19 protein-coding genes and 3 pseudogenes are annotated in these 22,103 nt (G+C 49.7%); 10 read left to right on the plus strand and 12 right to left on the minus strand.

Going from position 1 to position 22,103, the window contains the following annotated elements; all coding sequences use genetic code 11:
* Window positions 1-77: 77 nt before the first annotated feature.
* Window positions 78-626: pseudogene (locus A6A26_RS25130) on the minus strand (Tn3 family transposase); the annotation flags it as partial.
* A 117-nt stretch (window positions 627-743) separates the two neighbouring features.
* Between A6A26_RS25130 and A6A26_RS25135 the strand changes: the two are divergent.
* The 3 genes from A6A26_RS25135 to A6A26_RS00105 all read left to right on the plus strand — a co-directional run bounded on the left by A6A26_RS25135 (window position 744) and on the right by A6A26_RS00105 (window position 1,815).
* Window positions 744-905: a DNA polymerase III subunit theta gene (locus A6A26_RS25135; protein WP_082875117.1), complete on the plus strand. Its 162-nt coding sequence runs from the start codon at window positions 744-746 to the stop codon at window positions 903-905.
* A 122-nt stretch (window positions 906-1,027) separates the two neighbouring features.
* Window positions 1,028-1,486, plus strand: coding sequence for an STM2901 family protein (locus A6A26_RS00100; protein ID WP_063876893.1), 459 nt, complete (start codon window positions 1,028-1,030; stop codon window positions 1,484-1,486).
* Window positions 1,480-1,815 (plus strand): DUF1493 family protein, encoded by a 336-nt coding sequence (locus A6A26_RS00105; RefSeq protein ID WP_063876894.1) that lies wholly within the window; start codon window positions 1,480-1,482, stop codon window positions 1,813-1,815. Before A6A26_RS00100 ends, A6A26_RS00105 begins: the two co-directional genes overlap by 7 nt.
* Before the next feature lie 583 nt (window positions 1,816-2,398).
* Here the strand turns inward: A6A26_RS00105 and A6A26_RS24435 are convergent.
* Window positions 2,399-3,036 (minus strand): annotated as a pseudogene (locus tag A6A26_RS24435) (IS4 family transposase); the annotation flags it as partial.
* Here A6A26_RS24435 and A6A26_RS00120 point away from each other — a divergent pair.
* The 3 genes and pseudogenes from A6A26_RS00120 to A6A26_RS00130 all read left to right on the plus strand — a co-directional run.
* Window positions 3,034-3,463 (plus strand): annotated as a pseudogene (locus tag A6A26_RS00120) (DDE-type integrase/transposase/recombinase); the annotation flags it as partial. The pseudogenes A6A26_RS24435 and A6A26_RS00120 overlap by 3 nt on opposite strands.
* 791 nt (window positions 3,464-4,254) lie before the next feature.
* A complete protein-coding gene (fliD, locus tag A6A26_RS00125; RefSeq protein WP_063876896.1) occupies window positions 4,255-5,649 on the plus strand; it encodes a flagellar filament capping protein FliD in 1,395 nt (464 codons plus the stop codon).
* A gap of 742 nt (window positions 5,650-6,391) precedes the next feature.
* The gene (locus A6A26_RS00130) at window positions 6,392-7,327 is read left to right on the plus strand and encodes a flagellin N-terminal helical domain-containing protein (RefSeq protein WP_063876897.1); all 936 of its coding nucleotides are present in this window, start codon (window positions 6,392-6,394) and stop codon (window positions 7,325-7,327) included.
* A 67-nt stretch (window positions 7,328-7,394) separates the two neighbouring features.
* Here A6A26_RS00130 and A6A26_RS00135 read toward each other — a convergent pair whose 3' ends face one another.
* A complete protein-coding gene (locus A6A26_RS00135) occupies window positions 7,395-7,961 on the minus strand; it encodes an NADPH-dependent FMN reductase (RefSeq protein ID WP_063876898.1) in 567 nt (188 codons plus the stop codon).
* Between the two features lie 301 nt (window positions 7,962-8,262).
* Here A6A26_RS00135 and A6A26_RS00140 point away from each other — a divergent pair, with 301 nt between their 5' ends.
* Complete coding sequence (locus A6A26_RS00140) at window positions 8,263-8,772, plus strand: GNAT family N-acetyltransferase (protein WP_063876899.1); 510 nt, start codon at window positions 8,263-8,265, stop codon at window positions 8,770-8,772.
* Between the two features lie 81 nt (window positions 8,773-8,853).
* Window positions 8,854-9,645 carry an MBL fold metallo-hydrolase gene (locus A6A26_RS00145; RefSeq protein ID WP_063876900.1) on the plus strand — a complete coding sequence of 264 codons (792 nt, stop codon included), beginning with the start codon at window positions 8,854-8,856 and terminating at the stop codon, window positions 9,643-9,645.
* A gap of 37 nt (window positions 9,646-9,682) precedes the next feature.
* Here the strand turns inward: A6A26_RS00145 and A6A26_RS00150 are convergent, their stop codons facing one another.
* Window positions 9,683-10,093, minus strand: coding sequence for a MarR family winged helix-turn-helix transcriptional regulator (locus A6A26_RS00150; protein WP_063876901.1), 411 nt, complete (start codon window positions 10,091-10,093; stop codon window positions 9,683-9,685).
* Window positions 10,094-10,170: 77 nt separating this feature from the next.
* On the opposite strand from A6A26_RS00150, the gene A6A26_RS00155 reads away from it, so the two are divergent.
* Window positions 10,171-10,923: a CBS domain-containing protein gene (locus A6A26_RS00155; RefSeq protein ID WP_063876902.1), complete on the plus strand. Its 753-nt coding sequence runs from the start codon at window positions 10,171-10,173 to the stop codon at window positions 10,921-10,923.
* A 120-nt stretch (window positions 10,924-11,043) separates the two neighbouring features.
* Here A6A26_RS00155 and A6A26_RS00160 read toward each other — a convergent pair whose 3' ends face one another.
* Window positions 11,044-11,586, minus strand: a complete 543-nt coding sequence (locus A6A26_RS00160; protein ID WP_063876903.1) for a chorismate mutase — start codon at window positions 11,584-11,586, stop codon at window positions 11,044-11,046.
* A 579-nt stretch (window positions 11,587-12,165) separates the two neighbouring features.
* Between A6A26_RS00160 and A6A26_RS00165 the strand changes: the two genes are divergently transcribed.
* Window positions 12,166-14,094, plus strand: coding sequence for a methyl-accepting chemotaxis protein (locus tag A6A26_RS00165; protein ID WP_063877092.1), 1,929 nt, complete (start codon window positions 12,166-12,168; stop codon window positions 14,092-14,094).
* A gap of 279 nt (window positions 14,095-14,373) precedes the next feature.
* On the opposite strand, the gene arnF is transcribed toward A6A26_RS00165, so the two are convergent.
* From arnF to arnB, 7 genes are read right to left on the minus strand one after another with little or no spacing between them, the layout of a single operon-like run.
* Window positions 14,374-14,751: a 4-amino-4-deoxy-L-arabinose-phosphoundecaprenol flippase subunit ArnF gene (arnF, locus tag A6A26_RS00170; protein WP_063876904.1), complete on the minus strand. Its 378-nt coding sequence runs from the start codon at window positions 14,749-14,751 to the stop codon at window positions 14,374-14,376.
* Complete coding sequence (gene arnE / locus A6A26_RS00175; protein WP_063876905.1) at window positions 14,748-15,071, minus strand: 4-amino-4-deoxy-L-arabinose-phosphoundecaprenol flippase subunit ArnE; 324 nt, start codon at window positions 15,069-15,071, stop codon at window positions 14,748-14,750. Before arnE ends, arnF begins: the two co-directional genes overlap by 4 nt.
* Window positions 15,072-15,073: 2 nt before the next feature.
* On the minus strand, window positions 15,074-16,732 hold the full coding sequence (gene arnT / locus A6A26_RS00180; protein ID WP_063876906.1) for a lipid IV(A) 4-amino-4-deoxy-L-arabinosyltransferase: 1,659 nt from the start codon (window positions 16,730-16,732) through the stop codon (window positions 15,074-15,076).
* 5 nt (window positions 16,733-16,737) lie between these two features.
* Window positions 16,738-17,631 carry a 4-deoxy-4-formamido-L-arabinose-phosphoundecaprenol deformylase gene (gene arnD, locus A6A26_RS00185; protein WP_063876907.1) on the minus strand — a complete coding sequence of 298 codons (894 nt, stop codon included), beginning with the start codon at window positions 17,629-17,631 and terminating at the stop codon, window positions 16,738-16,740.
* Window positions 17,628-19,610 (minus strand): bifunctional UDP-4-amino-4-deoxy-L-arabinose formyltransferase/UDP-glucuronic acid oxidase ArnA, encoded by a 1,983-nt coding sequence (gene arnA / locus A6A26_RS00190; protein ID WP_063876908.1) that lies wholly within the window; start codon window positions 19,608-19,610, stop codon window positions 17,628-17,630. The genes arnD and arnA overlap by 4 nt, the downstream gene beginning before the upstream one ends.
* Complete coding sequence (gene arnC, locus A6A26_RS00195; RefSeq protein ID WP_063876909.1) at window positions 19,610-20,590, minus strand: undecaprenyl-phosphate 4-deoxy-4-formamido-L-arabinose transferase; 981 nt, start codon at window positions 20,588-20,590, stop codon at window positions 19,610-19,612. The genes arnA and arnC overlap by 1 nt, the downstream gene beginning before the upstream one ends.
* A complete protein-coding gene (gene arnB / locus A6A26_RS00200; protein ID WP_063876910.1) occupies window positions 20,591-21,727 on the minus strand; it encodes a UDP-4-amino-4-deoxy-L-arabinose aminotransferase in 1,137 nt (378 codons plus the stop codon).
* Window positions 21,728-22,103 lie beyond the last annotated feature (376 nt).

A 22,103-nucleotide genomic window follows, 5' to 3' on the forward strand; every position in this document is an offset into this window, starting at 1 on the left:
AAACCTCTATCCCGTTACTTCTGACCGAGCGTTTTAAAATAAGCGTCCAGATCAGGGGAATTAATACCTGACAGGGGTCAGTTTGAATATCGAAAATTATTGTACGTTAAGGCTTTTTTTAACCTTTCGACTTTAGCTGGTCTCAGCCGACGAAATTTATCGGAAGCCGGTATCCGGTTGCTTTCCAGATCTAATCGCCTGTCAGATTGATATGCTCCCACCCTGATGGTGACAGATGCGACAGCAGTTGTTCGTTGAGCTTCAGCCCCTTACGTTTCAGGGCATCGATCACTCTTTCTATATACACGGTCCCCTGCTTTATCGAGGTTGCCAGACGCAGCACTTCACGCCAGTGAATTTCGATCTCTTTCAGATTAAGTGTGGTCGTTGATATCAGTGACTGAAGCGTCGGGTTTTTATAAGTGGAGATCCCTGATTCGCGGACAAAACACACATCCCAGCAGATGCATCAGGGCAAAGACATGATCAGTGAAACCAGCAGTATCGGTGCAGTGCTCCCTGATTTTCAGGTCGCTTTCGTGATACAGCAAGCTGGTTGAATCCCTGACCTGACGGATTATGCAGGTGTAATACGGGCTGTATTGACCCGAAATAATGGTGGTGAAGAGAAGGCGGGTATCCGGACGAGTAATGTCATTTTTTTATGCGAAAAATGTCGAGTAAACGTCGTCCATCTGTTACTTCATTGAAAATGCTGCCTCGAGCGTTGCCTGAAAGAGCTGATGAATAAACCTGTCATCCCGATGGAAACAGAACTGCAGCATCCTGAGGCGCTGCGGGAATATTTCCGTGAGCGCCTCGCCTGTTACCACCAGATTTCCCTGACTCTGCCAAAGGGCTCCGATCCGGTTTACCAGAAAGAGGAAAAGGCAGAAGGAAACTGATGTCAGTCCCGCAGATGGCGGGTCATGCATACCTGACGGTCAGGTTGCCAGTCATCATTCTCAGCGGTATCTTCAGACTCACATCAGGAATATAGCTGCAACTGCGATTACGGGAGCAGGAAGTGGATACAACTGAGGAGCTGGGACAGACCTATTTCTATGCCGGGCGCCCGAATCTCTCTGCCGGTGAACTGTTCTTTATAATTTTCTGTGAACAGGTCGCTCTTCAACTGGGTGTGCGTGATTTCAGTGCCATTGTGGCCATACTCTCAGGACGCAATATCATCGCCACACGCAGAAAACCTGGCGGTACGGTTACCGGAACGTCGTATGCTTCAAAAGCTGCAAGGCGCGTATTTGGTGATGCCAAATTCCCCTGGGGCATAAAGCTCCCTTCCTTTGTCGGAGGTTATCCGCCTTCAACTCTCAGAATACGGATGGTGGCGCAGATTGGTACCTGGACCGGGCGCGCGGTACCTGTCGTGGGCTGGGTCATTCTGGCTGCTGATGTTTCACAGATTGGTTATCACAGCGTTGTGGAATACAACCGGATAGCACGGGGGGATGACAAACTATGGTAATCGACGAACTGGATGAGAAAATTTACGCACTGGTTAAGCGTCATAACGGACGCGGCGTTTTCACAGCGCAGGAACTCAGGCCAGAAACCGATCTGGATGCGGATCTCCATCTCAGTAAAGACGAGGCGCAGTCGCTGATGAATGAATTTTTTATGCAATTCAACGTTAGCAGGGAGAATTTCTCTATTGAAACGTACTATCCACCCGAGCCGCCACTGCTGACGATACTGAATCCTTTCCGCCGTCGGCGAAGCGTTCCTGAAGTTCCTGACTTTACTATTGCAATGTTAATCGAATCAGCCCACGCAGGACGCTGGTGCTACGAATAAGCAGGCCCGTTCGGGTACGGAGAAATAGGCGTACGGCGCGAAAAATGACTAATTGCAGCGTCATGTACAGCTCGTACGGATAAATTATCCTCCCCGGAGCCATAAACCTTAACGTCAGTACATTCCATTCCAGACCTCATTCATCGCTGAATTACCAAACGCCGTCTGAATTTGCAGCAGGCTGGCGAAACGGGAAACATTAAGAAAAACCAACCGACATTACTAACTGAAGGTTGTATCTAATACTGGGGGACAGGTCACTGCCTTTGAAAGGATCATTGAGATGGTAGACAAGGAGGTTAATGCTAATGAGAGATAATAGGCCTGCCAAATTGAGCTTAGGTAAACGCATCATGTATAGCCTTATAGAAGCGTCAGGTGCAATCATAGGCGGGTTGCTTCTCCTGCTGTGCTGCTATTGGTTCTTTCACTATGAAACCTGGCATGAAAGACTGATAGCGATTGGTTTGTCTATCGCGGTTGTCTATCTGATCGGTAAGGTTTTACCTGAACGGCCAAATCAGTAAGCCCCTTACGGTCTGAAGGATCCCCAGAAACATCATCAATACACCATGATGATGTTTCAATAGGTTCTCGCCATCTCGGCATATACCCTGTCGGGGTTAATGCCTGACAGGCTCCCCGGTGACTGCCGGATGACATTCTCACTCAATGTCAGATACGACAATACCCTCCGCGACTTCACACTGTTAGCCTGAAACCATCTGTTTATTCCCTTACTTTCAGGGTAATACCCTGTCAGCCACATGATGATGCTGTAAAGTGTCGCGACCAGGCAAAGCATCGATATCCGCTTTTCTCCCCAGCTTTTACTTGCCCGAAGTCCCAAGACCGTAGCCGCTCACTTTTCTCATCTCTGAAGTTCTGCTCTGTTTGCATAGGGCGGCTGTATATTTTAATTATCACCCGCGGCTTATATCCCATAAGGCTGGTAAAAAGCAGCCACGGCTCGCGGGCGTTTTTGCTGTACATCCTGTTCGTTTTAGGAGAACGCTGGCTGCTTTTCCTGCCGGTTGTCCGCTTATGAACGGTATAAAAATGCCCGAGACAATCACGGCTGACGTTGCGAGCCAGTCGGCAAAATCCCAGATAGCATGGCTTCGCTACTTATGGCATATCTCGTGCCATCTGCCACTCTTCATCCCCGATTATCTGAAAATAGAGGCTGCCTCTGACACGTCAGAAAAAATCCCATCCCAGATATACTGGATTTACCACCTTAACGGTCTGGGCGTGAAGCGCAGACGACATCGTAAGGGCCTGGCGCCTTAGCGGCTTCCGCTGCTTCGCCCGGACCTGGTCAATGGAATTTGCCATGGACGCACTTACCAGCGAACGGAAAGTTAAGTGACTGACTTTTAGTAATAATTTTACAAATATGTGTCTGACGATCACCGCTGCTTTCGGTATTTCAGGCGTTCAGGTCTCGCGTATTCTGGACAGTATAACGCTCTTACGTGGCTATCCGGCTAAGATAAGAACCGTTCAGGGCCCGGAATTCACCTGCCTCGCACGGGATCAATGGGCCTTTGAGCATGGCGTGGAACTGCGTCTTATCCAGCCGGGCAAGCCGGCCCAGAACGGATTTATTGAGATTTTTAGCAGCAAGCTGGAAACATGTAAAAATAGAAGGTAAACAACCCGACATGACTAACTGATCGTTGTATCTAATACAGTGGGAAGGTCATTCCATTTATTACTTTTGTAACCCTTCTCTTCACAGTTTGTGCAGGGCTGTCACTTTAAAGTGGCAGCGTTCCTACTGGCCTACGCGCAGCTACGGCAATTAGTAGAAATTTTTACTACTTCTCCCAAACCTGACGGGCATAAGGCTTTTGATGACCAAACTGCCCCCTGATACAGCGCTTTGTTAGCCTTTCGATATGAGCTGTAAATCCATGTAACAAATGTAAGGTTTCGGGCTCATAAAATATTTTATGCAGTGATGAAGACGTCGCACTTAATAAAAGCATTAAGAAAGATGCGATAACCCTACGTAATCTCATTGATTAATTGATGATAATTTTAAGGTGACAGGCAATTTGTATTAAGTATCACCAGGCTGTTTAGCATCCGTGCGACAGAAATGATGATCAGGAACTTATAAGGATGCTTTATAACCTTGCGTTGGAGATTAGCTGGCCTGAATTTTACTTAAGTTGCGCGGCGTGACTATAACCTGTTGATTAATAATCACGGTGTTTTACACGAGAGAATAACGGTGTCAGGAAATACGGCAAATGCTGCCACCAAATAATTACAATTTGTTATTCTGTTAACATATATTTACCGGCTTAACAAAAAATTGATAGTCGCGTAATGACAATAAACCGATTTGCAACAACCGTTAAAATCAGAAAAACACCTAATTAATGCATTGTATTTTAATCACTGGTGTCACTTCATCAGGACAAGAATATGGCAAGCATAAGCACACTTGGCGCTGGTACTAACCTCGACCTCAATACCTTATATGACAACATACAGTCAGCCGAACAGGCGCAACTGACACCCATTACCAATCAGCAAGCGTCTTATAATGCGCAGCTGACGGCCTGGGGCGTGGTACAAAGTTCAATGTCGAAATTGCAGACCGCAGCCTCTGCGCTGGAAAATGCCTCCAGCATTGCGACAACAAAAGTGACCAGCTCGAATTCGGCCTTTACGGCTACGCTTGCCAGCGGTGCTGCAGCTGGAAATTATTCTGTTGAAGTTGACCAGTTAGCGGCGTCGCAGTCCCTGCTCTCCAAATCGGCAAGCGACGAAACGACCGATCTGGGCGACAGCAGCATGGCATCACGCACGATTACGATCAGCCAGCCTGGACAGAAATCGCCGTTAACCGTGACGTTAAATCAGAATCAGACCAGCTTGTCTGATATCCGTGATGCGATTAACAAGCAACAAGGTAGCGTCAATGCCAGTGTGATTATGGCCAATGACAATACCTACTATTTATCCCTGACGGCGCGCGATAGCGGCACGGCAAATGCCATGACCGTAAGTACAAATGATGCCACATTGTCGCAATACATTAACTATAGCCAGGGCGGGAGTAATAACGCTATGACACAGCAGGTTGCCGCTGAGGATGCTCAATTGAAGGTTAACGGATTATCTATCACGCGCAGCAGCAACATCGTGACGGATGCGCCGGAGGGCGTAACGCTGAATCTTAATAAAGTTAACAGCGGATCGCCTGAAACCTTATCCATTGCTACAGATACCTCGCCAATGGCGACAGCCGTTCAGTCGTATGTTGATGCGTATAATTCGCTGCAGAAAACCATCGCTGACCAGACAAACTATACCCCGGTTCAGGCAGGACAGGCGCAGAGTACAGATAATGGCGATTTGCTGGGGGATAATACATTAATGAATATCCAGACCAGTCTGCGCAGTCAATTTTCCGATCCTCAGGGTACAGGAAATATTCAGGTACTTTCTCAGCTCGGAATAACGCAGGACGATAAAGGTGATCTGACGGTAGACAGTACGAAGCTGAATGCCGCTTTAACCAACCAACCCGCAGATGTTTTAAGCTTTTTGACGGGGGATGGGAAAACAACAGGTTTCGCCACGCAGGTGACCAATAAACTGAATGATATGCTGGCAAGTAACGGCACAGTATCAAATGCGACCACGGGGATTAACACCTCGTTAAAACAGTTGTCCGATCAGTACAATACCGTCAACGATCAAATCACTGCGGTGATGGCACAGTACAAAACGGAATTTACCAATCTGAGTACGCTGGTCTCTTCAATGACGCAGACGGGTGATTATCTGTCTGCCCAGTTCGCGAAGATGTAACGCCTGCCTCACGCCGTTTTGCCACAAGGCTGAACATCCTGCCTCTCATGCTGATGGTGCTCCTGCGCCATCAGCATTTATCCATTATAAGGCCCTGGTTTTCTCTGGTATTTGGTTACTCCCTCAATAGCACTTTTTTATCGCATCCATAAGCCATGAATTTAGCGTAACTCTTTATCCAGAACCTCGTCGCATTGCCGCGCCAATATCCATTAGGCGAGTGCTCGCACGCTGACAAGACACATCGCCTTTGTCATAAGCCAAAAACTAATGCAGAATTTTTATGCCGCGCGGTATCGTCAACGCCACTGCTTTAACCTCGCGCCTGGACAAACCTCATTAACGTGAGTATTCATTTTTTATATTTCGTTAATGATATATCTTACCCAATGTATTTTTAAATATTTAATGCAGTTTCTCTAATGAAAGCATCTTTTAGCGAAAAGGTCGCAGATAAGCGCTTTATGGAATACTGAGCAACCCCCTTAATCATCTGTGCTTTTTAAAGCCTTACGCTGTAACAAAACGTGTTTAACCTTAAGGAAATTGGTTTTTTGGTTGGGTTTTGTGTGGGGTTATAATCATTTCTTTCCGGTTGATTCTTATATTTACAACTGAGATTTTACAACAAAATACTTATTCAATAATTAATCTTATCTGGCTTCTTTTTATTAAAGTTTAGCAGGAAGGGTTCGATAATAATAATGCGTAAATAATACGTTCTCATAAGAAGGAATTTACCATGTCAGTCATCAACACTAACGTCCTGTCGTTAATTACTCAAAATAACCTGAATAAGTCTCAGTCATCTCTCGGTACGGCGATTGAGCGCCTGTCATCGGGTCTGCGCATCAACAGCGCCAAAGATGATGCCGCGGGGGAAGCCATTGCTAACCGCTTTACGTCAAATATCAACGGTCTGACGGTTGCGGCGCGTAACGCCAATGATGGGATTTCGTTGTCTCAGACGGCTGAAGGCGCGCTGGATGAAATAAACAACAACCTGCAGCGCGTCCGCGACCTGACTGTTCAGGCACAGAACAGCTCTAACTCAGCGTCTGATATCGATTCTATCCAGGCCGAAGTTAACCAGCGCATGCAGGAAATTGACCGCGACACGAAACAGACGGATTTCAACGGCATTAAAGTGTTGAACACGGGTTCTGGCAGCAGCACTTATAATTTCCAGGTCGGTTCTCAGGATGGACAGACTATCGGTATCACCATTAGCTCAAGTGACAGCTTCGATTTGGCTGCAGCGGGTAACGCGTCTTCAGGTACCGTGCAGAACACCAGCGTGACAACCGGGCAGACGGTTAATGGTACAGCCCGCAGCACCGCGGCTATCGGCTTCGACGTGCTGAAAGGTGCAGTCACTGGTGGTAGTAGTGGTAGCGCTTCTGGTAGCACCCCGCTGGCGGATATCGATAAAGCGATCAAGGCCGTCGACAGCCAACGTAGCCTGTTGGGTGCGTCTCAAAACCGCTTTGAATCTACAATCAGCAACCTGAATAATACCGTGACTAACCTGACTGCTGCACGTAGCCGTATTCAGGACGCGGATTATGCGACCGAGGTATCAAATATGTCACGTGCACAGATCCTGCAGCAGGCGGGTTCATCTGTACTGGCACAGGCCAATCAGGTTCCACAGACCATGCTGTCTTTACTGCGCTAATCCTCAATTTAAAAACCACGCTTTTTTTAAGCGTGGTTTTTTTCAGACCGCCTGCGGTGAAACCAGGCTAATTAACTTTGCGGATAAAATCACTGAATGCCGCTAATTGCCTGGCCAGATGCTCAAGCGTGCCCTGCTCAATCACCTTACCCGCCTGTTCATCAACTTTATTCTGAATGACACCACCCATAAATTCCGGTTTGTTCAGTACCATGGCGTCAAGAAACACCAGAATTTGACGCAGGTGATACTGGCAACGCGCGCCACCGATCGCGCCCATGGAGCTGGTCTGAATCGCCACCGGTTTTCCCGCGAGCGGCTGATTAGGAACGCGGGATAACCAGTCGATCGCATTTTTCAATCCGCCCGGGACAGAATAGTTGTACTCAGGTGTGACGATAATCACGCCATCTGCCTGACGAATCTGTTCGGCGATCTTTTCAACAGGGGCAGGAAACCCCTCTTCTTGCTGAATATCGGCGTCATAAAGTGGAATATCCCGAATGGATGGAAGCGCCTCAATCAGCACGCCCTGTGGAGCCAGTTGCGGTAGCGCCTGTGCAATCATTGCGTTGTACGAGCCTTTTCTCAGGCTTCCCAGCAGCGTGACGATTTTCAACGGTTTATCAGACATCATTCTTCCTCTTTTTGATGGCTAAAATCATCCCCGAAAACCTGGGGAAGCGTATGCGTATTCTATGCGATTAGAAGCAGGTTTTTTATGAGAATGTGTTAGCTGGCTTTATATTCCGCCTCCACAGGTACATCGTGCAAAATCACATATCGCCAATCCAGCGTGCCGCCATTGCCTGCTGTCGGCAGTAAACGTGACATGGTTAAAATGGCCGCGGGCGACGTGGGATACAGTAGGGAACACATCGAAGAGGTGGACGTGATAACGCGCCACCGCAACACCTGTTCAGGAGGGAGAGAGCATGGTCAGTTCGGGTAAATATGTCATCAGGCAAGCAACGTCGCAGGACCTGGCAGGCATCACTGCCCTGCTTCAGGAAAACTCAGCGGGGAATGGCGGAACGCTGAACGGGGATTTTCCTGGCGAAAAGGTTGCCGGGATGTTGAATCATCCGGGGGCCTTTGTGGTGGTCGCGCAATCCGCCGCTGGGATCGACGGCGTGTTATTTAGCACCACATCGTTCCAGCAAGGTCCGGAGATCGTGAAAACGATGCTTCGTGCCTGGCCGCCCGCGCAGCAGTGCTGGATTTACGGCCCGGTCTGCATCAGCACGGCCGCCCGTGGTCAGGGCTTACTGACGCGTTTGTACGATGAAATGTGCCGATATTACGGTAATAAAGCCCCCGTTCTGTTTATTCAGGCTGACAATTATCATTCCATTCAGGCTCACCAGCGCCTTGGAATGCGTGAAGTGGGACGGTTTAGTCTGAACGGCAGCGACTTTTTGATATACAGCCCGGCATGTTTTTAGACGTCTGTCCTCGCACAAATTGAAACCTGCACCGGGTAAAAACGCTAAAATTAATCTGAATGGTTAACGGGAGCGACCGTGATGATTAAAATTTGCCTCACATGCGGCACGTCTTATCAACAGCTGGATGTTCAGATCGCGCACTGTAAAATTTGTGAAGATGAACGTCAGTATGTCCCTAAACAGGGGCAACAATGGATTTCACCTGAGGCACTGCATGCAGGCCACAGCAATAAATGGTATCAGCATGAAAAAGCCTTGTTGAGCCTGAAAACGGTGCCAGGATTTGCCATCGATCAGCGCGCTTTTTTAGTGAAAGGCACACAGGGCAACGTCCTCTGGGACTGCATACCTAACCTTGATGATGCGACGATTGATATTGTTCACGCGCTTGGCGGCCTTAGTGCGATTGCCATTTCTCATCCTCATTACTACAGCACGATGCAAGACTGGGCGGCGGCTTTTGATGCGCCGATTTATCTGCACGCCAGCGATAGCGAGTGGATTATGCGCGACAGTCCATACCTGCGGTTATGGGAGGGCGAGGCAAAAGAAATCATGCATGAAGTGACACTGTTACGTTTAGGAGGGCATTTCGACGGTGGCACGGTGCTGCACTGGGCGAAAGACGATGGCGTCTTACTGTCAGGCGATGTCGTGCAGGTCACGGCTGGCGCGAACGCCGTCTCCTTTATGTGGAGTTACCCCAATATGCTCCCTTTACCGGCGGCTAAAATCAGCGATATCGCCGCCCGGCTTGAGCCCTATGATTTCGAACGACTTTACAGTGCGTTTGAAGGACGCGACATTGCGCCCAATGCGAAACAGGTCGTGATGCAATCTGCACAGAAATATATAGACAGTTTACGGTGAAACACGCCGCTATTCTGCCGCCACGTTTAAGGCTGTTTTAGCCACCAAAATCATCGACCAGATTCACCAGCAAGGGCTTTAAGGTTTTCAACTCTTCTATATGCGCCAGAGACAGCGCCTCAAGCAAGCCTTCTGCCTGAGGCGTTAATTTTAGGGCCATCCTACGTTGATCGGCGGCATCCGCTTCGCGGGTAATCAACCCCGCTTCCTCCAGCCGACTAATCAGTCCTGATGCGCTGTGCGGTTTTAAAATCAGCCGCTCGGCAACGTACCCCACCGTCGCGGTTGCTGCTCCTGAACCGCGAATGGTCAGCAGTGCCTGATGCTGCTGTGGTGTTAACCCAACGCTGCGAGCCTGACTTTCACTAAACGCGATAAACGTGCGTAACGTCGCGCGGAAGTTTGCCAGTAAGGCGTAATCAGCATCTTTCATCTTCGGCTGTGACATGCAATAACCTTTTGTCATTTAATCCAGGTCGCGATGCGATGTAAGTTCCCCGCCTTTACCTTGCTCAGGAAGACATTATGCGGGAGCTCGCCAGGCTCAAATTAGCCGACCACACTGTAACGAAACGCGTCATTATACTGACTTTAAGGGGATTGCTGCCAGGCGCGGGTGGTGCTTTCGGTGCCATTGCCTTGCTTAAGCTCATTGCACTGATGACGAATGTGTTCTGGTACAAGCAGTTTTCATTTGCAGAAAACCCGATGCCGGGAAATGCCAGCGCGCTGCATATTCTGGCCGCACCGGTTATCGGCAGTCTTATCATTGGTGCCATCGCCCGCTTTGTTCATCATATCGTGCAGGAATATACGACCAATACGCCAGAAACCACAAAAGCCCGGCCAATTATGTCAACGTCGCCCGCGACGTTGGATGCATCGCTCACGCTGAGTGAGGTCATTGAACGGATTTCAGAGCGCCATGCACATCATCATTACCCGGTGGTCGTGTTTTTATCCGTAGTGTCGCGTAAAGATATGATTCACTGGCAAAAGCAGAACAAGGCACCGGACAGTCGTTTGCAAGATCTGGTGGAGGATGAAAAACCTGTCAGTGCCTGCCCCGATACGTTGTGCAGCCAGATTGCAGATTACATTTTCAATCAGGAAGTCGGTATTGTCGTCGTGACGACGCCACAATCTGGCAAGGTGGTTGGGGTGATCACGCGGCACGATATTTTCCGGGTACGTTATCTCGCCCGACAGGCTGAGCATGATAAGGCGCGCTATTTACGATTTAGGACAATAAGTGATAAGAGCCGCCAGGCTAATTAACCGGGCGACATTTTACGCTATCCGCCTTAACGGGCGGATAGCGTGTTAACGATGGCATTGCGAAAAGTATGAGAAGGCGTTCATAAGTATTCAACGTGCTTGTCGGCCCGTTGCGACGCGTTAGCCTTTGAGTTTGATTTGCTCAAGCCCCTGTAAAACGTGGTTGATATCGTTATCCGTCAGATGCTGGACGTTGAGTTGCAGATGCAGATGGGTCAGCTCATCTTTTGTGAAACCACCCTGTGACAGTTGCTGATTGATGGCTTGCAAAATTTGTCCGTCTAACAGGTTAATTTGCTTCCTCAGGTCTGCCAGATCCTTTGCGGGCGGCACGGAATGAGGTGCGCCCAACCAGTCAGCCAGATAGCGATACTGAATCGCTTTGCTGGCATCCATTAAACCCTGAAAAAACACCGTCACGGACTGCGGATCAAGCCCGGCTTGTGCCGATTTCTCCTTGGCTTCTGCCAGTACATCCTGCTCTCGCGCCAGGTCTTCAATCGGCTTATTGTGGGTTTTTTTGAAGGCTGCGACATCCTTCATTAATAACATTCTCTCATGAAGCGCACGCGAGAGTTGCGAAACGGGTTCTGACGCCGACGGGGCAGCAGCAGCAGAGCCGCAAAAAATTAACGCAGCAAGAAGAAAGGTCATATATTGCATGTTTGGTTAGCCTGTTTCCAAATAGTTGAAAAAGATTAATCAGATTAAACGTCCCTCTCATTTATGGAGTGTCGGTGAAATATTATTTAATCTCTGTAATTAACTAATACAAATTATAACCAGAATGCTACATAACAGCTAACACATGTTAAGAGAAGTTAACGTATCTTTTGTGGATGATTCGGTTTCGCCAGTGATTATTAAGCCTTTAAGCTGTTAATTTACTGATGGAGCGCGGATTTATATGTATATTATTGATATTAAAATAATTATTAGTTGAGCTTCCGCTTAAAATCATATTAAATATTTATGCTTGCATTGGCCATAAATGTAAAAGTATGTCAGCAAAAATCCGCCATAAATTATTCGTTCCCTAACTATCCTGGCCATTACTATTAACACCAAGGCCTGAAATAGCCATAAAAATCCACATAAATGCATTGATGTCTCAATTGTGAATTTATATTTCAAAATGTCTTTAAAGTTTTCATTGTGGCAGTCGATAAGTTTTATTAAGCAGTGTGGTTTAAAAACAGGCTGCAAAATAATATTTCTGTATCGGCCTATCAGGGTGAAATTATGTCTATTACGCGTACGTTTTCCGATATGAAAATGGGTAAAAAGCTGGGGTTGAGTTTTTGTGTGCTGATTGTTGCCACTCTGGCTATTGCTCTCTTAGCGTTTAAAGGCTTTCAAAGCATCAAAGAGAATGCAGCAAAGCAGGATATTACTGTTGATATGGTCAATGCTCTCAGCAAGGCACGCACGAACCGTCTGCTGTATCAATATACTAAAGATGATCAATATGCTCAGGTTAACGCCAGTGCACTCAACCAGTTAAGCACCCACTTTGATAAGCTGAAAAAATTTGACTGGAACAGTGAAGGCAAAGAACAACTCAGTGTATTAGGCACCGCTATACAAAACTATCAGACGCTGCGGCAGGCATTTTACAGTGCGGCGAAAAGCTCCTCAGCGGCGGCTACGTTGATTCAGGATAATGATCTCCTCTCTCTTGGACAAAGCCTTGATGGACTGAATCTTTCCGCTCAGCCCGAAGCGATGCTACAGGTATTGCGGTTGGCCTCACTCCTCAAAGAAATTGCGGGTGATGTAGAACGCTTTATTGATAAACCCAGTGAGTCCAGCAAGACCGAAATTTATGGCAACATTACCTCTGTCGAACAGATACGTGCTCAGCTGTTAGCGCTTTCTGTCCCTGAAATCCAGGCGGTGTTGAATACGCAAAAAACGGATTTAGCGAAACTTAAACAGGGTTTCGTGGATTACATTGCCGCCATGGGTAAGGAATCAACGGCATCGACGGAGCTCAGTGCTACAGCAGAAAAGCTGAATGGATATGTGGCTGGACTCTTTAACTATCAGGCGTCTGAATCCGCTGACGCATTACGTAGCGCTGAAAGCCAGATCGCAATCGTTGCGGCTATTTGTGTTCTGCTTAGCTTGTTAGTGGCCTGGCGCATCACCGTCTCAATTACTGTTCCGCTAAAAGAAACCCTGAGCGTTGCCCAGCGTATCTCTGAAGGCGATCTCACTGCTACGCTTTCAACCACGCGTCGTGATGAACTCGGGCAGTTAATGCAGGCCGTCAGTGTGATGAATGAGAGCCTGCAAAACATCATCACCAACGTGCGCGACGGTGTGAACAGCGTGGCACGCGCTTCCTCTGAGATCGCCGCCGGTAATATGGATTTGTCATCGCGCACTGAACAGCAGTCTGCTGCCGTGGTGCAAACTGCGGCCAGCATGGAAGAGTTAACCTCAACCGTGAAGCAAAATGCCGAGAACGCCCACCACGCCAGCCAACTGGCAACGGAAGCGTCCGTGAACGCTGGGCGAGGCGGTGACATCATCCGTAACGTTGTCACCACCATGCAAGGTATTACGACCAGTTCGGGTAAAATTGGTGAAATCATCAGCGTAATAAATGGGATCTCCTTCCAGACGAATATTCTGGCACTCAACGCGGCTGTTGAAGCGGCACGAGCCGGTGAACAGGGCCGTGGTTTTGCGGTCGTGGCAGGCGAAGTCAGAAACCTTGCTCAGCGCAGTTCCGTTGCGGCGAAGGAAATCGAAACACTGATTCGTGATTCGCTGAACCGCGTTAATGAAGGCTCAACGCTGGTCGATCAGGCGGGAAGCACAATGGATGAGATTGTACTGTCTGTGACCCAGGTGAAAGACATCATGAGTGAAATCGCTGCAGCCTCCGATGAGCAAAACCGCGGAATATCGCAAATCGCTCAGGCCATGACGGAGATGGATACGACAACGCAGCAAAACGCCGCGCTGGTTGAAGAGTCTTCAGCCGCCGCCAGCTCGCTGGAATCTCAGGCGGAAGAGCTGGAGAAAACCGTCGCTGTCTTCCGTGTGCCTGCGAACAGAAGTGGTATGTCCATTAGCCACAGCGCACCGAAGTCTGCACCTAAGACGCTGATCTCTCCACGTCAGCCCAGCACGGCAGAAGGTAACTGGGAGACTTTCTGATCCTTGCTAAAACAAACGCCGGCTTTATGCCGGCGTTTACCTTCCTGACGCATCTGCAGTCAGCATGACTGTCCAGCCCGTCTGATTCCCGTTGAACAAAGAAGATCAATCCCTTCTCCGTATCATTCAGGCGAAAGCGCCCTTCTCCATCCGAATATGCTGACTGCGCGGCCAAAGCGTCGCTTTACTCCCGCCCTCTCGCTGCCCAATGTCCAGCAAAAGCGCCCTGCCATTAGCCAACAGCAAGGCTGATTTATCTGCCGAGAGACAGAGCGGTACTCAGGCTGTTTTTCCAGGTTTAACGCACATACAGAGTAATCCGGCCAATATTAGAAACACGCCCGCCATCGCGCCTGCATGGAATGGCTCAGCGAACAGCGGAAGGCTGATAGCCAGGAGCCATACCAGTACGTAACTGATGCTTAGCAGCGGATAAGCCCGACTCAGCGGTAGATGGCGTAATGCTAAAAACCAGCACACCATTGAGCAGGCATAAGCCGTTAATCCGCCGCACAATACCAGCAGCGGTAGCCAGTGAAGGGAATAGTGCGTCATTAGCAGAGACAACGCGGGCAACTGGTGCATTGCCCAGCGCAGCATCAACTGAGCAACCGTCACCAGTAAAACGCTACACATTGCCAGCAGATAGCCCGTCATGCATAACTCCCTATTATAGCGACGCCCGCGACAATCAGGACGGTGCCAGCCCATTGCCAGCGGGTCATTTTTTCATGCCAGATAAAGCGTGCAGCCAGCGCCACTAAGATGAAGTTGATACTCAGCATCGGGTACGCCAGGCTTACCGGTAAACGCTGCAGCACTAACAACCAGACGATCATCCCCAGGCCCAACATCGCCAGGCTGGCAATCAGCCAGCCGGTGAGTTTAGCCCGGTTTGTTTGACGCGCCGCCTGCTTTTGGCAGAGCTGACCCGCGCAGGTCAGCAGGCTGGTCAGTAAGACCAACAACAGGCTCATGGCTACTCCGCCGCGTTATATTGCAGCAGAAGCATCCGACCGTTGCGATAAACGGCATCCGCTGGCGGCAAATCTGTTGGTGTGGCTTCTCCTCGATCCAGCATCATAATAAGCGAGACATTGCCCTGTTTACGGTGCGCCTGAAGCCACTGGGGGAAATCTTCGCTGCTGACATAGGATGATCGTGCGTCAGGGAAGCTTAAGCCATATTGCAGTTCGCCTTTTTCACTGTATGCAATGATATCGCTGCGTTTCATTGTCCAGGCGATCGCCGATGACACACCCGAATTATCACTTAAGATATAGCGGCTGTTAGCAAGGCTGCTTTCAATACTGCGAATAAACACCTGCGGCTGCTTGGTATTTTCAACCCCTTCAGGGATGGCCGAGCCGACACACAGCGCCAACGTTAAAGGACACAGTGCCGCGGCCAGCCAACGATGTTGTGGCGATTTCAGGCTGAAAACGCCCACGATGGCCCAGCCGGCAAAGGACAGTACGGCCATCGTCAATGCCAGCAGTTGGTGTGAACCATAAAGAGGTCGATGGCTTAATCCCCAGGGCGCAAAGACCACTAACAACGCCACGACGCAGACGCTACCAAACAGGACATTGATCCACGCGTTGACTTTAAACACGCGCGTGTGATTGCGGGCCTTTTGCCAGGCATACTCAGCCATCAGCAAGGCCAGTGGCGCAAAGCAGGGCAAGATATACGTTGGCAGTTTGCCTTTTGCAATACTGAAAAACACCAGAGGAATAACAACCCAACTCAGAAGATAAACTGCACCCGGGGACTGCTTACGTTCACGCCAGCCCGACCGCAATGCCCCCGGTAGCAGCGCCAGCCAGGGAAGCGAGCCGGCAACCAGAACAGGCAGGTAATACCAGAAAGGGGCTTTGTGCTGCGCATTATCTTCGGCAAACCGCTGAATATGCTCAACCCAAAAGAAGTAATGCCAGAAATCAGGCTGCTGTTGCTGAATGGCTATCGCCCAGGGCGCGCTGATTAACGCCGCACTGATTATGGCAAGGGGGCCATAGATAATCAGTTCGCGGAAACGCTGATTCCAGACGGCCCACGGCAGGATAGCCAGTACCGGCACGGCCAGCGCCAGAAAACCTTTGGTCATAAAACCCATGCCGCAGGCCAGCCCCAACAACAGGTAACGTACGATACGTTGCCGGGTGTTTTGCGCCTCAGTGGCAAACCAGTAGCTGCACATGGCAGCCACCATCCACAGCGTCAGCATCGGGTCCAGCACAGCATAGCTGCCAATGCTGTAAACCAGCAGGGACGTTAAAAAGATGACGCTGCCCGTTAAGGCAACGCTACGCTGGACAAAAATACGGCATCCCAGCCAGTAAATTAATACCGCGCTCATCAGCACAGAAAAGACGGAACCAATCCTGACCGCAAAGTTATTGTGACCAAAAATGGCCTGACCCACGGTATTGATCCAGTAACCCGCTATAGGTTTTTCAAAATAACGTAGACCAAAGAAGTGGGGCGTAATCCAGTTACCGTTTTGCAGCATTTCACGGCTGATCTCGGCATAGCGTGTTTCATCAGGCTGCCAGAGATTACGGAACTCCAGAGGAACTAAATAATAGAGGATAAAAAGTGAAACCAGTAAAAGGGTCTTTTTGGTGGCAGTCATGGTGCTTACCTTGTTAAATTCTCACAACCCAACCAGCCTTCCCGGCCAGCAATATGACCACGAACAACCTTACCCACAGGTAAAGTATCAAGGTCTTCAGGTAAGAGTTCGCTCAGCGGGCAAAACTGTATTCCTTGCGCACGGGCACGCTGCAACAACGTATCAAAAGCATCGAGCTGACTGATACCTTCCACTTCGGCATGAATGGTATAAACCGGCGTGCCCTGATCAGCCTGGATTTTTTCCAGAATATAATCGTTGAAACGCTCGGCACTGAGCGTGGGTCCGACCACTTCATCCCATGTCGGTAACGTGACGGGGATCTGGACCGTACCCAGTTCGCCGTTTCTTAACTGCGGTCGAAAGGGTGCCGTCCCGCGGCAGTCGCTGTTGTACTGAAAGCCAAAGGTTTCTTTAGCCTGAATAACCCGACCATCTGCCCGCCAGCCAGCCACTGCTGAGCAGGTCACTGGCTGACCGGTTATCGCCTCCAGCGCGTCGCGGCCCATGGCAATCTGCTGAATGAGCTGCGGCTCTTTCCAGACGCCCGCCCAGGTTTGCCAGGCAAAATGATCCCAGGCATGCAGACCGACCTCATGGCGATCGGCGGTTGAGCGAATGATATCGCTCATCCCTGCCCCGATCCGCTTTCCTGGCCAGGCCGTTCCGGCTAACAGAATGTCCCAGCCATAAAGTGATGCTGCGCGTGAGCGCAGCATTTTCCACAGAAAGCGCGGTTTCATCAGACGCCATAAATGGCGTCCCATGTTGTCGGGTCCGACACTAAAGAAAAACGACGCCTGAAGATCATGTTTATTGAACAGATCCAGGAGCGCGGGGACGCCAAGTTTTGTCCCGCGCCAGGTATCTACATCAACACGCAGACCAACTTTCTTCATTCCTTGTCGTCCTGAAGCTCAACGGTACGCAGGAAGAAGTCGAGTGTGTTATCAATCGTGGTGTTCATTTCCACAGTTGGCGTCCAGCCGAGCAGGCGTTTTGCATTACGGATGGATGGCTTACGGTGTTCAACATCCTGATAGCCCTTACCGTAATAGCTGCTGCTTTCCACTTCGCGGAAACCGGCAAACGGTGGGAAGCTGGCACGCAGAGGATGACGTTCAAAGCTTTCCAGCAGGCGTTCGGCCAGCTCTTTGATACTCGCTTCGTTATCCGGATTGCCGATGTTAATGATTTGTCCGTCGCAATTATTGTTTTTGTTCTCAATAATTTTAAACAGCGCTTCTACACCGTCGCTGATATCGGTAAAGCAACGTTTCTGACGGCCACCATCAAACAGCTTGATCGGCGATCCTTCCACCAGGTTTAAAATCAGTTGTGTGATGGCACGTGAACTGCCGATGCGCGCCGCATTCAGGTTGTCCAGGCGCGGGCCCATCCAGTTGAAAGGACGGAACAGGGTAAAGCGTAGCCCTTGTTTTTCACCATAAGCCCAGATGACGCGGTCCAGCAGCTGCTTGGAAACGGAGTAAATCCAGCGCTGTTTATTAATCGGACCCACAACCAGATTGGAGTGATCCTCATCGAAGTTTGCATCGGTACACATGCCGTACACTTCAGACGTCGATGGGAAAATGATGCGTTTGCCGTACTTGACACAGTCACGCACGATTTTGAGGTTTTCTTCAAAATCCAGCTCGAAAACGCGCAGCGGGTTACGGGTATATTCGATCGGTGTCGCGATGGCCACTAATGGCAGGATGACATCACATTTTTTGATGTGATATTCGATCCATTCAGAGTGAATACTGATATCGCCTTCAACGAACTGGAAGCGCGGATGACCGACAAAGCGGCTAATCGCGTCTGAACCGATATCCAGGCCAAACACTTCAAAGTTGTCGTCCTGCAACAGACGCTCGGTCAGGTGATTACCGATAAAGCCGTTTACGCCCAGAATCAATACACGCGTACGACGTTTAACGGCTGCAACGGCCTGGGAATACAGCAGCGCGCCATTCACCATGCCAAGATGCTGAGCCAGCTGGATACCGTTCATGTAGACACTGTTGGCGGTCTGTCCGGTCTGAATCTCCAGTGCGCCCTCGCCGCAAGCGACGACGAAAGGCTCCGCAGACAGCACGGTGCCAGGACGGACATTATGCGCAGTAGATAATACTTTTGCTTTCCAGACCACGAATTTGGTGGTGCCAGCAAAAGCAAAGGCGCCCGGCCATGGATCAGTTACCGCACGCACCAGATTATTGATTTGGCTGGCTGGCAATGCCCAGTTAATGCGACCATCTTCAGGCGTGCGGCGACCCACTACGGTGGCTTCCGCTTCATTTTGCGCGGTGCCGACGATATTGCCCTGCTTCATGGCAGGCAACGCGCTTTCCAGCAGCTCAGTGGCGCAGTCGACCAGTTTGCGGTGCAGCGTTAGTGCGTTATCTTCATCGGCGATGGCGACACGCTGCTGAGCAATGATCTCGCCCGCGTCCGCTTTTTTAACCATGCGGTGTAAGGTGACACCGGTTTCGGTTTCTCCGTTAACCAGCGCCCAGTTTAACGGTGCGCGTCCGCGATATTTTGGCAGCAGTGAACCGTGAAGGTTAAAGGCACCCTGCTTCGCACTGTTCAGAATCTGATCGCACAGCAGGTTACGGTAATAGAAAGAGAAAATCACATCGGGTTCAGACGATTTGATGCGATCGATCCACAGAGGATGGTTAACTTCATCCGGAGCATAAACCGGGATAGAATTTTCAGCCGCGATTCGCGCCACTGAGCCAAAAAAGTGATTTTCTGACGCCGTGTCGGCATGGGTATAGATGGCGCTGATGGTGTAACCTGCTTTCAACAGCGCATTGATGCCCGCACAACCCATGTCGTGATAAGCGAAGACGATAGTTTTCATTACTCGGTTTCCTGTACAGAACGGTCTTTCTGAGGATTGATAACACGTTGAATAAAATAGCGAGGTCTGGCACGGACATCGTTGTAGATACGGCCGATATATTCGCCAAGCAGCCCCATGCCAATAAATTGTGCACCTATGAAGATGAACAGCACGGCAAACAGCATAAAGACGCCATCACCAGCCCAGGCTGCGCCAAAGCACAGACGAAGCAGAATCAACACCAGGGAAAAGGCAAACCCCGTCAGTGCGATCAGGCTGCCGAGGACGCTCAGCATGCGCAGTGGTGTGGTGGTGAGGCAGGTCACCAGGTCATACATCAGGTTAATTAAGCGCATAAAGCTGTATTTTGAATCGCCATGCTCACGCTCAGCGTGCGTCACGGGTAATTCAATGGTGCGCCGTGCAAAGGTGTTAGCCAGAATCGGAATGAACGTACTGCGTTCGTGGCAATTCAACATGGCATCGATAATGTGGCGGCGGTAAGCCCGCAGCATGCAGCCATAATCGCCCATCGATTTGCCGGTCACGCGCTGAATCATCTGATTGATAGTGCGTGAGGCCTGACGACGGAACCAGCTGTCCTGGCGGTTCTGGCGCACGGTTCCCACAACGTCATAGCCTTCCTGAGCGGCAGCAACCAGACGCGGGATCTCTTCAGGGGGATTCTGTAAATCCGCATCCAGCGTGATAATCAAATCACCGCTGACATGGCTGAAGCCCGCCATAATGGCAGAGTGCTGACCGTAATTTCGGTTAAGCAACACAGCCACAATATGGCTGTCCGGCAGTGAAGCTGCATCCGTAATCATCACGGCGGAGGCGTCCTGGCTACCGTCATCGACCAGCAGGATTTCATAGTCCAGATTAAGGGTTTTACAGGCGTCATTGGTACGCTGAATCAACGCCGGTAAACTCTCCTGCTCGTTATAGACCGGGATAACCACCGATACTTTTTCAATTTCTTTATCGTCGAACATTTAAACCCCAGTCAGTCCACGTAGTGCGCTGATAACGCGTTCAACGTCATCGTCGGTCATGTCGGGAAACAACGGAATCGAACATATACGCTCGCTGTTCCACTCGGTGGCGGGCAGTGATAAGTGCGGATAGTGTTCACGGTAATATTTGTGAGTATGCGCCGCCCGGAAATGGAGACCGGTTCCAATGTCCTGCTCTTTAAGCTTCTGCATCAGCGCATCACGGGAGAAACCGCATGCCTGCTCATCAACACGAATGATGAACAGATGCCAGGCATGTTGATGCTGCCAGGCTGGCGGAACCAGCGGTTTGAACGGCGTGTCTTTGAGCGCCTCCAGATAGCGTTGCGCAATGGCCGCCCGGCGCTGGTTAATTTCAGGCAACTTTTCGAGCTGAACCAGCGCAATAGCTGCGCTGATATCAGGCAGGTTGTATTTGAAACCAGGCATGATGACTTCAGCCTGTGGCTGACGGCCGTGGGTTTGTCTGTCAAAGGCATCAACGCCAAGACCATGAAACTTCAGGCTGCGAATTCGATCGGCAAGCGCGGCATCATCCGTGACGACCAGCCCACCCTCAGCACAGGTCATATTCTTGATTGCATGGAAAGAAAAAATCGCATTGCCATGTCCACCAACATGCTGGCCTTTGTAGTAAGTGCCTGCGGCATGTGCGGCGTCTTCGATGACCGGAATCCCGTGGCGTTTACCGATGGCATAAATGGCATCGATGTCGGCAGGCGCGCCGGCGTAATGGACAGGGATGATGGCTTTGGTCTTAGGGGTTATCGCCGCTTCAATGGCCTCGGGCGTTACCATCAGATTATCAACGTCGATATCAATCATTACCGGGGTTGCGCCCAGCAAGGTAATAATGTTCAGAGTAGAAACCCAGGTCAGCGAAGGGGTAATGACCTCATCACCTGCCTTGATGCCCAGTGCCATTAACATCACATGCATACCGGCTGTTGCAGACGTCACGGCAATAGCATGTTGATTCCCGGTCAGCTGGCAGAATGCACGTTCCAGTTCGGCACATTTTGGCCCGGTAGTAATCCATCCAGATGCAAACACATCACGCACTGCAGACAGTTCAGCTTCACCCAAAGAAGGTCGTGAAAACGGAAGAAATGCCATTAAGTAATATCCTTAAACTGTTTTGCAATTTTTCCAGAAAATTGAGCGCAATTTTGAAAAAAAATAATGAACAAAATGTCGTTTAACGTTCATCAAAAATCGCCAAAATCCGCGAAAAACATGCAAAATCATTAAAATCTGCCTGGTGAAATAAATTATTAGCAAAACCTTTATTTCATACCGGTATCAAATCATACGCCCGCAACCTTAACCGAACATTAAACACCTTATGTAATTAACAAATTGACATGATATTTATCACTTTTACCAGACTAATCACTTTAAATAAACAGATATGTTTGACAGTTGCGTGAAGGTACTAAAAAGAGGGTTTTGAGGGGTGGTTTCAGTAAGAGCGGTGCTTGACAGAGGCCTT

Source organism: Pantoea sp. OXWO6B1 (assembly GCF_001641135.1).
Classification (GTDB): domain Bacteria; phylum Pseudomonadota; class Gammaproteobacteria; order Enterobacterales; family Enterobacteriaceae; genus Pantoea; species Pantoea allii.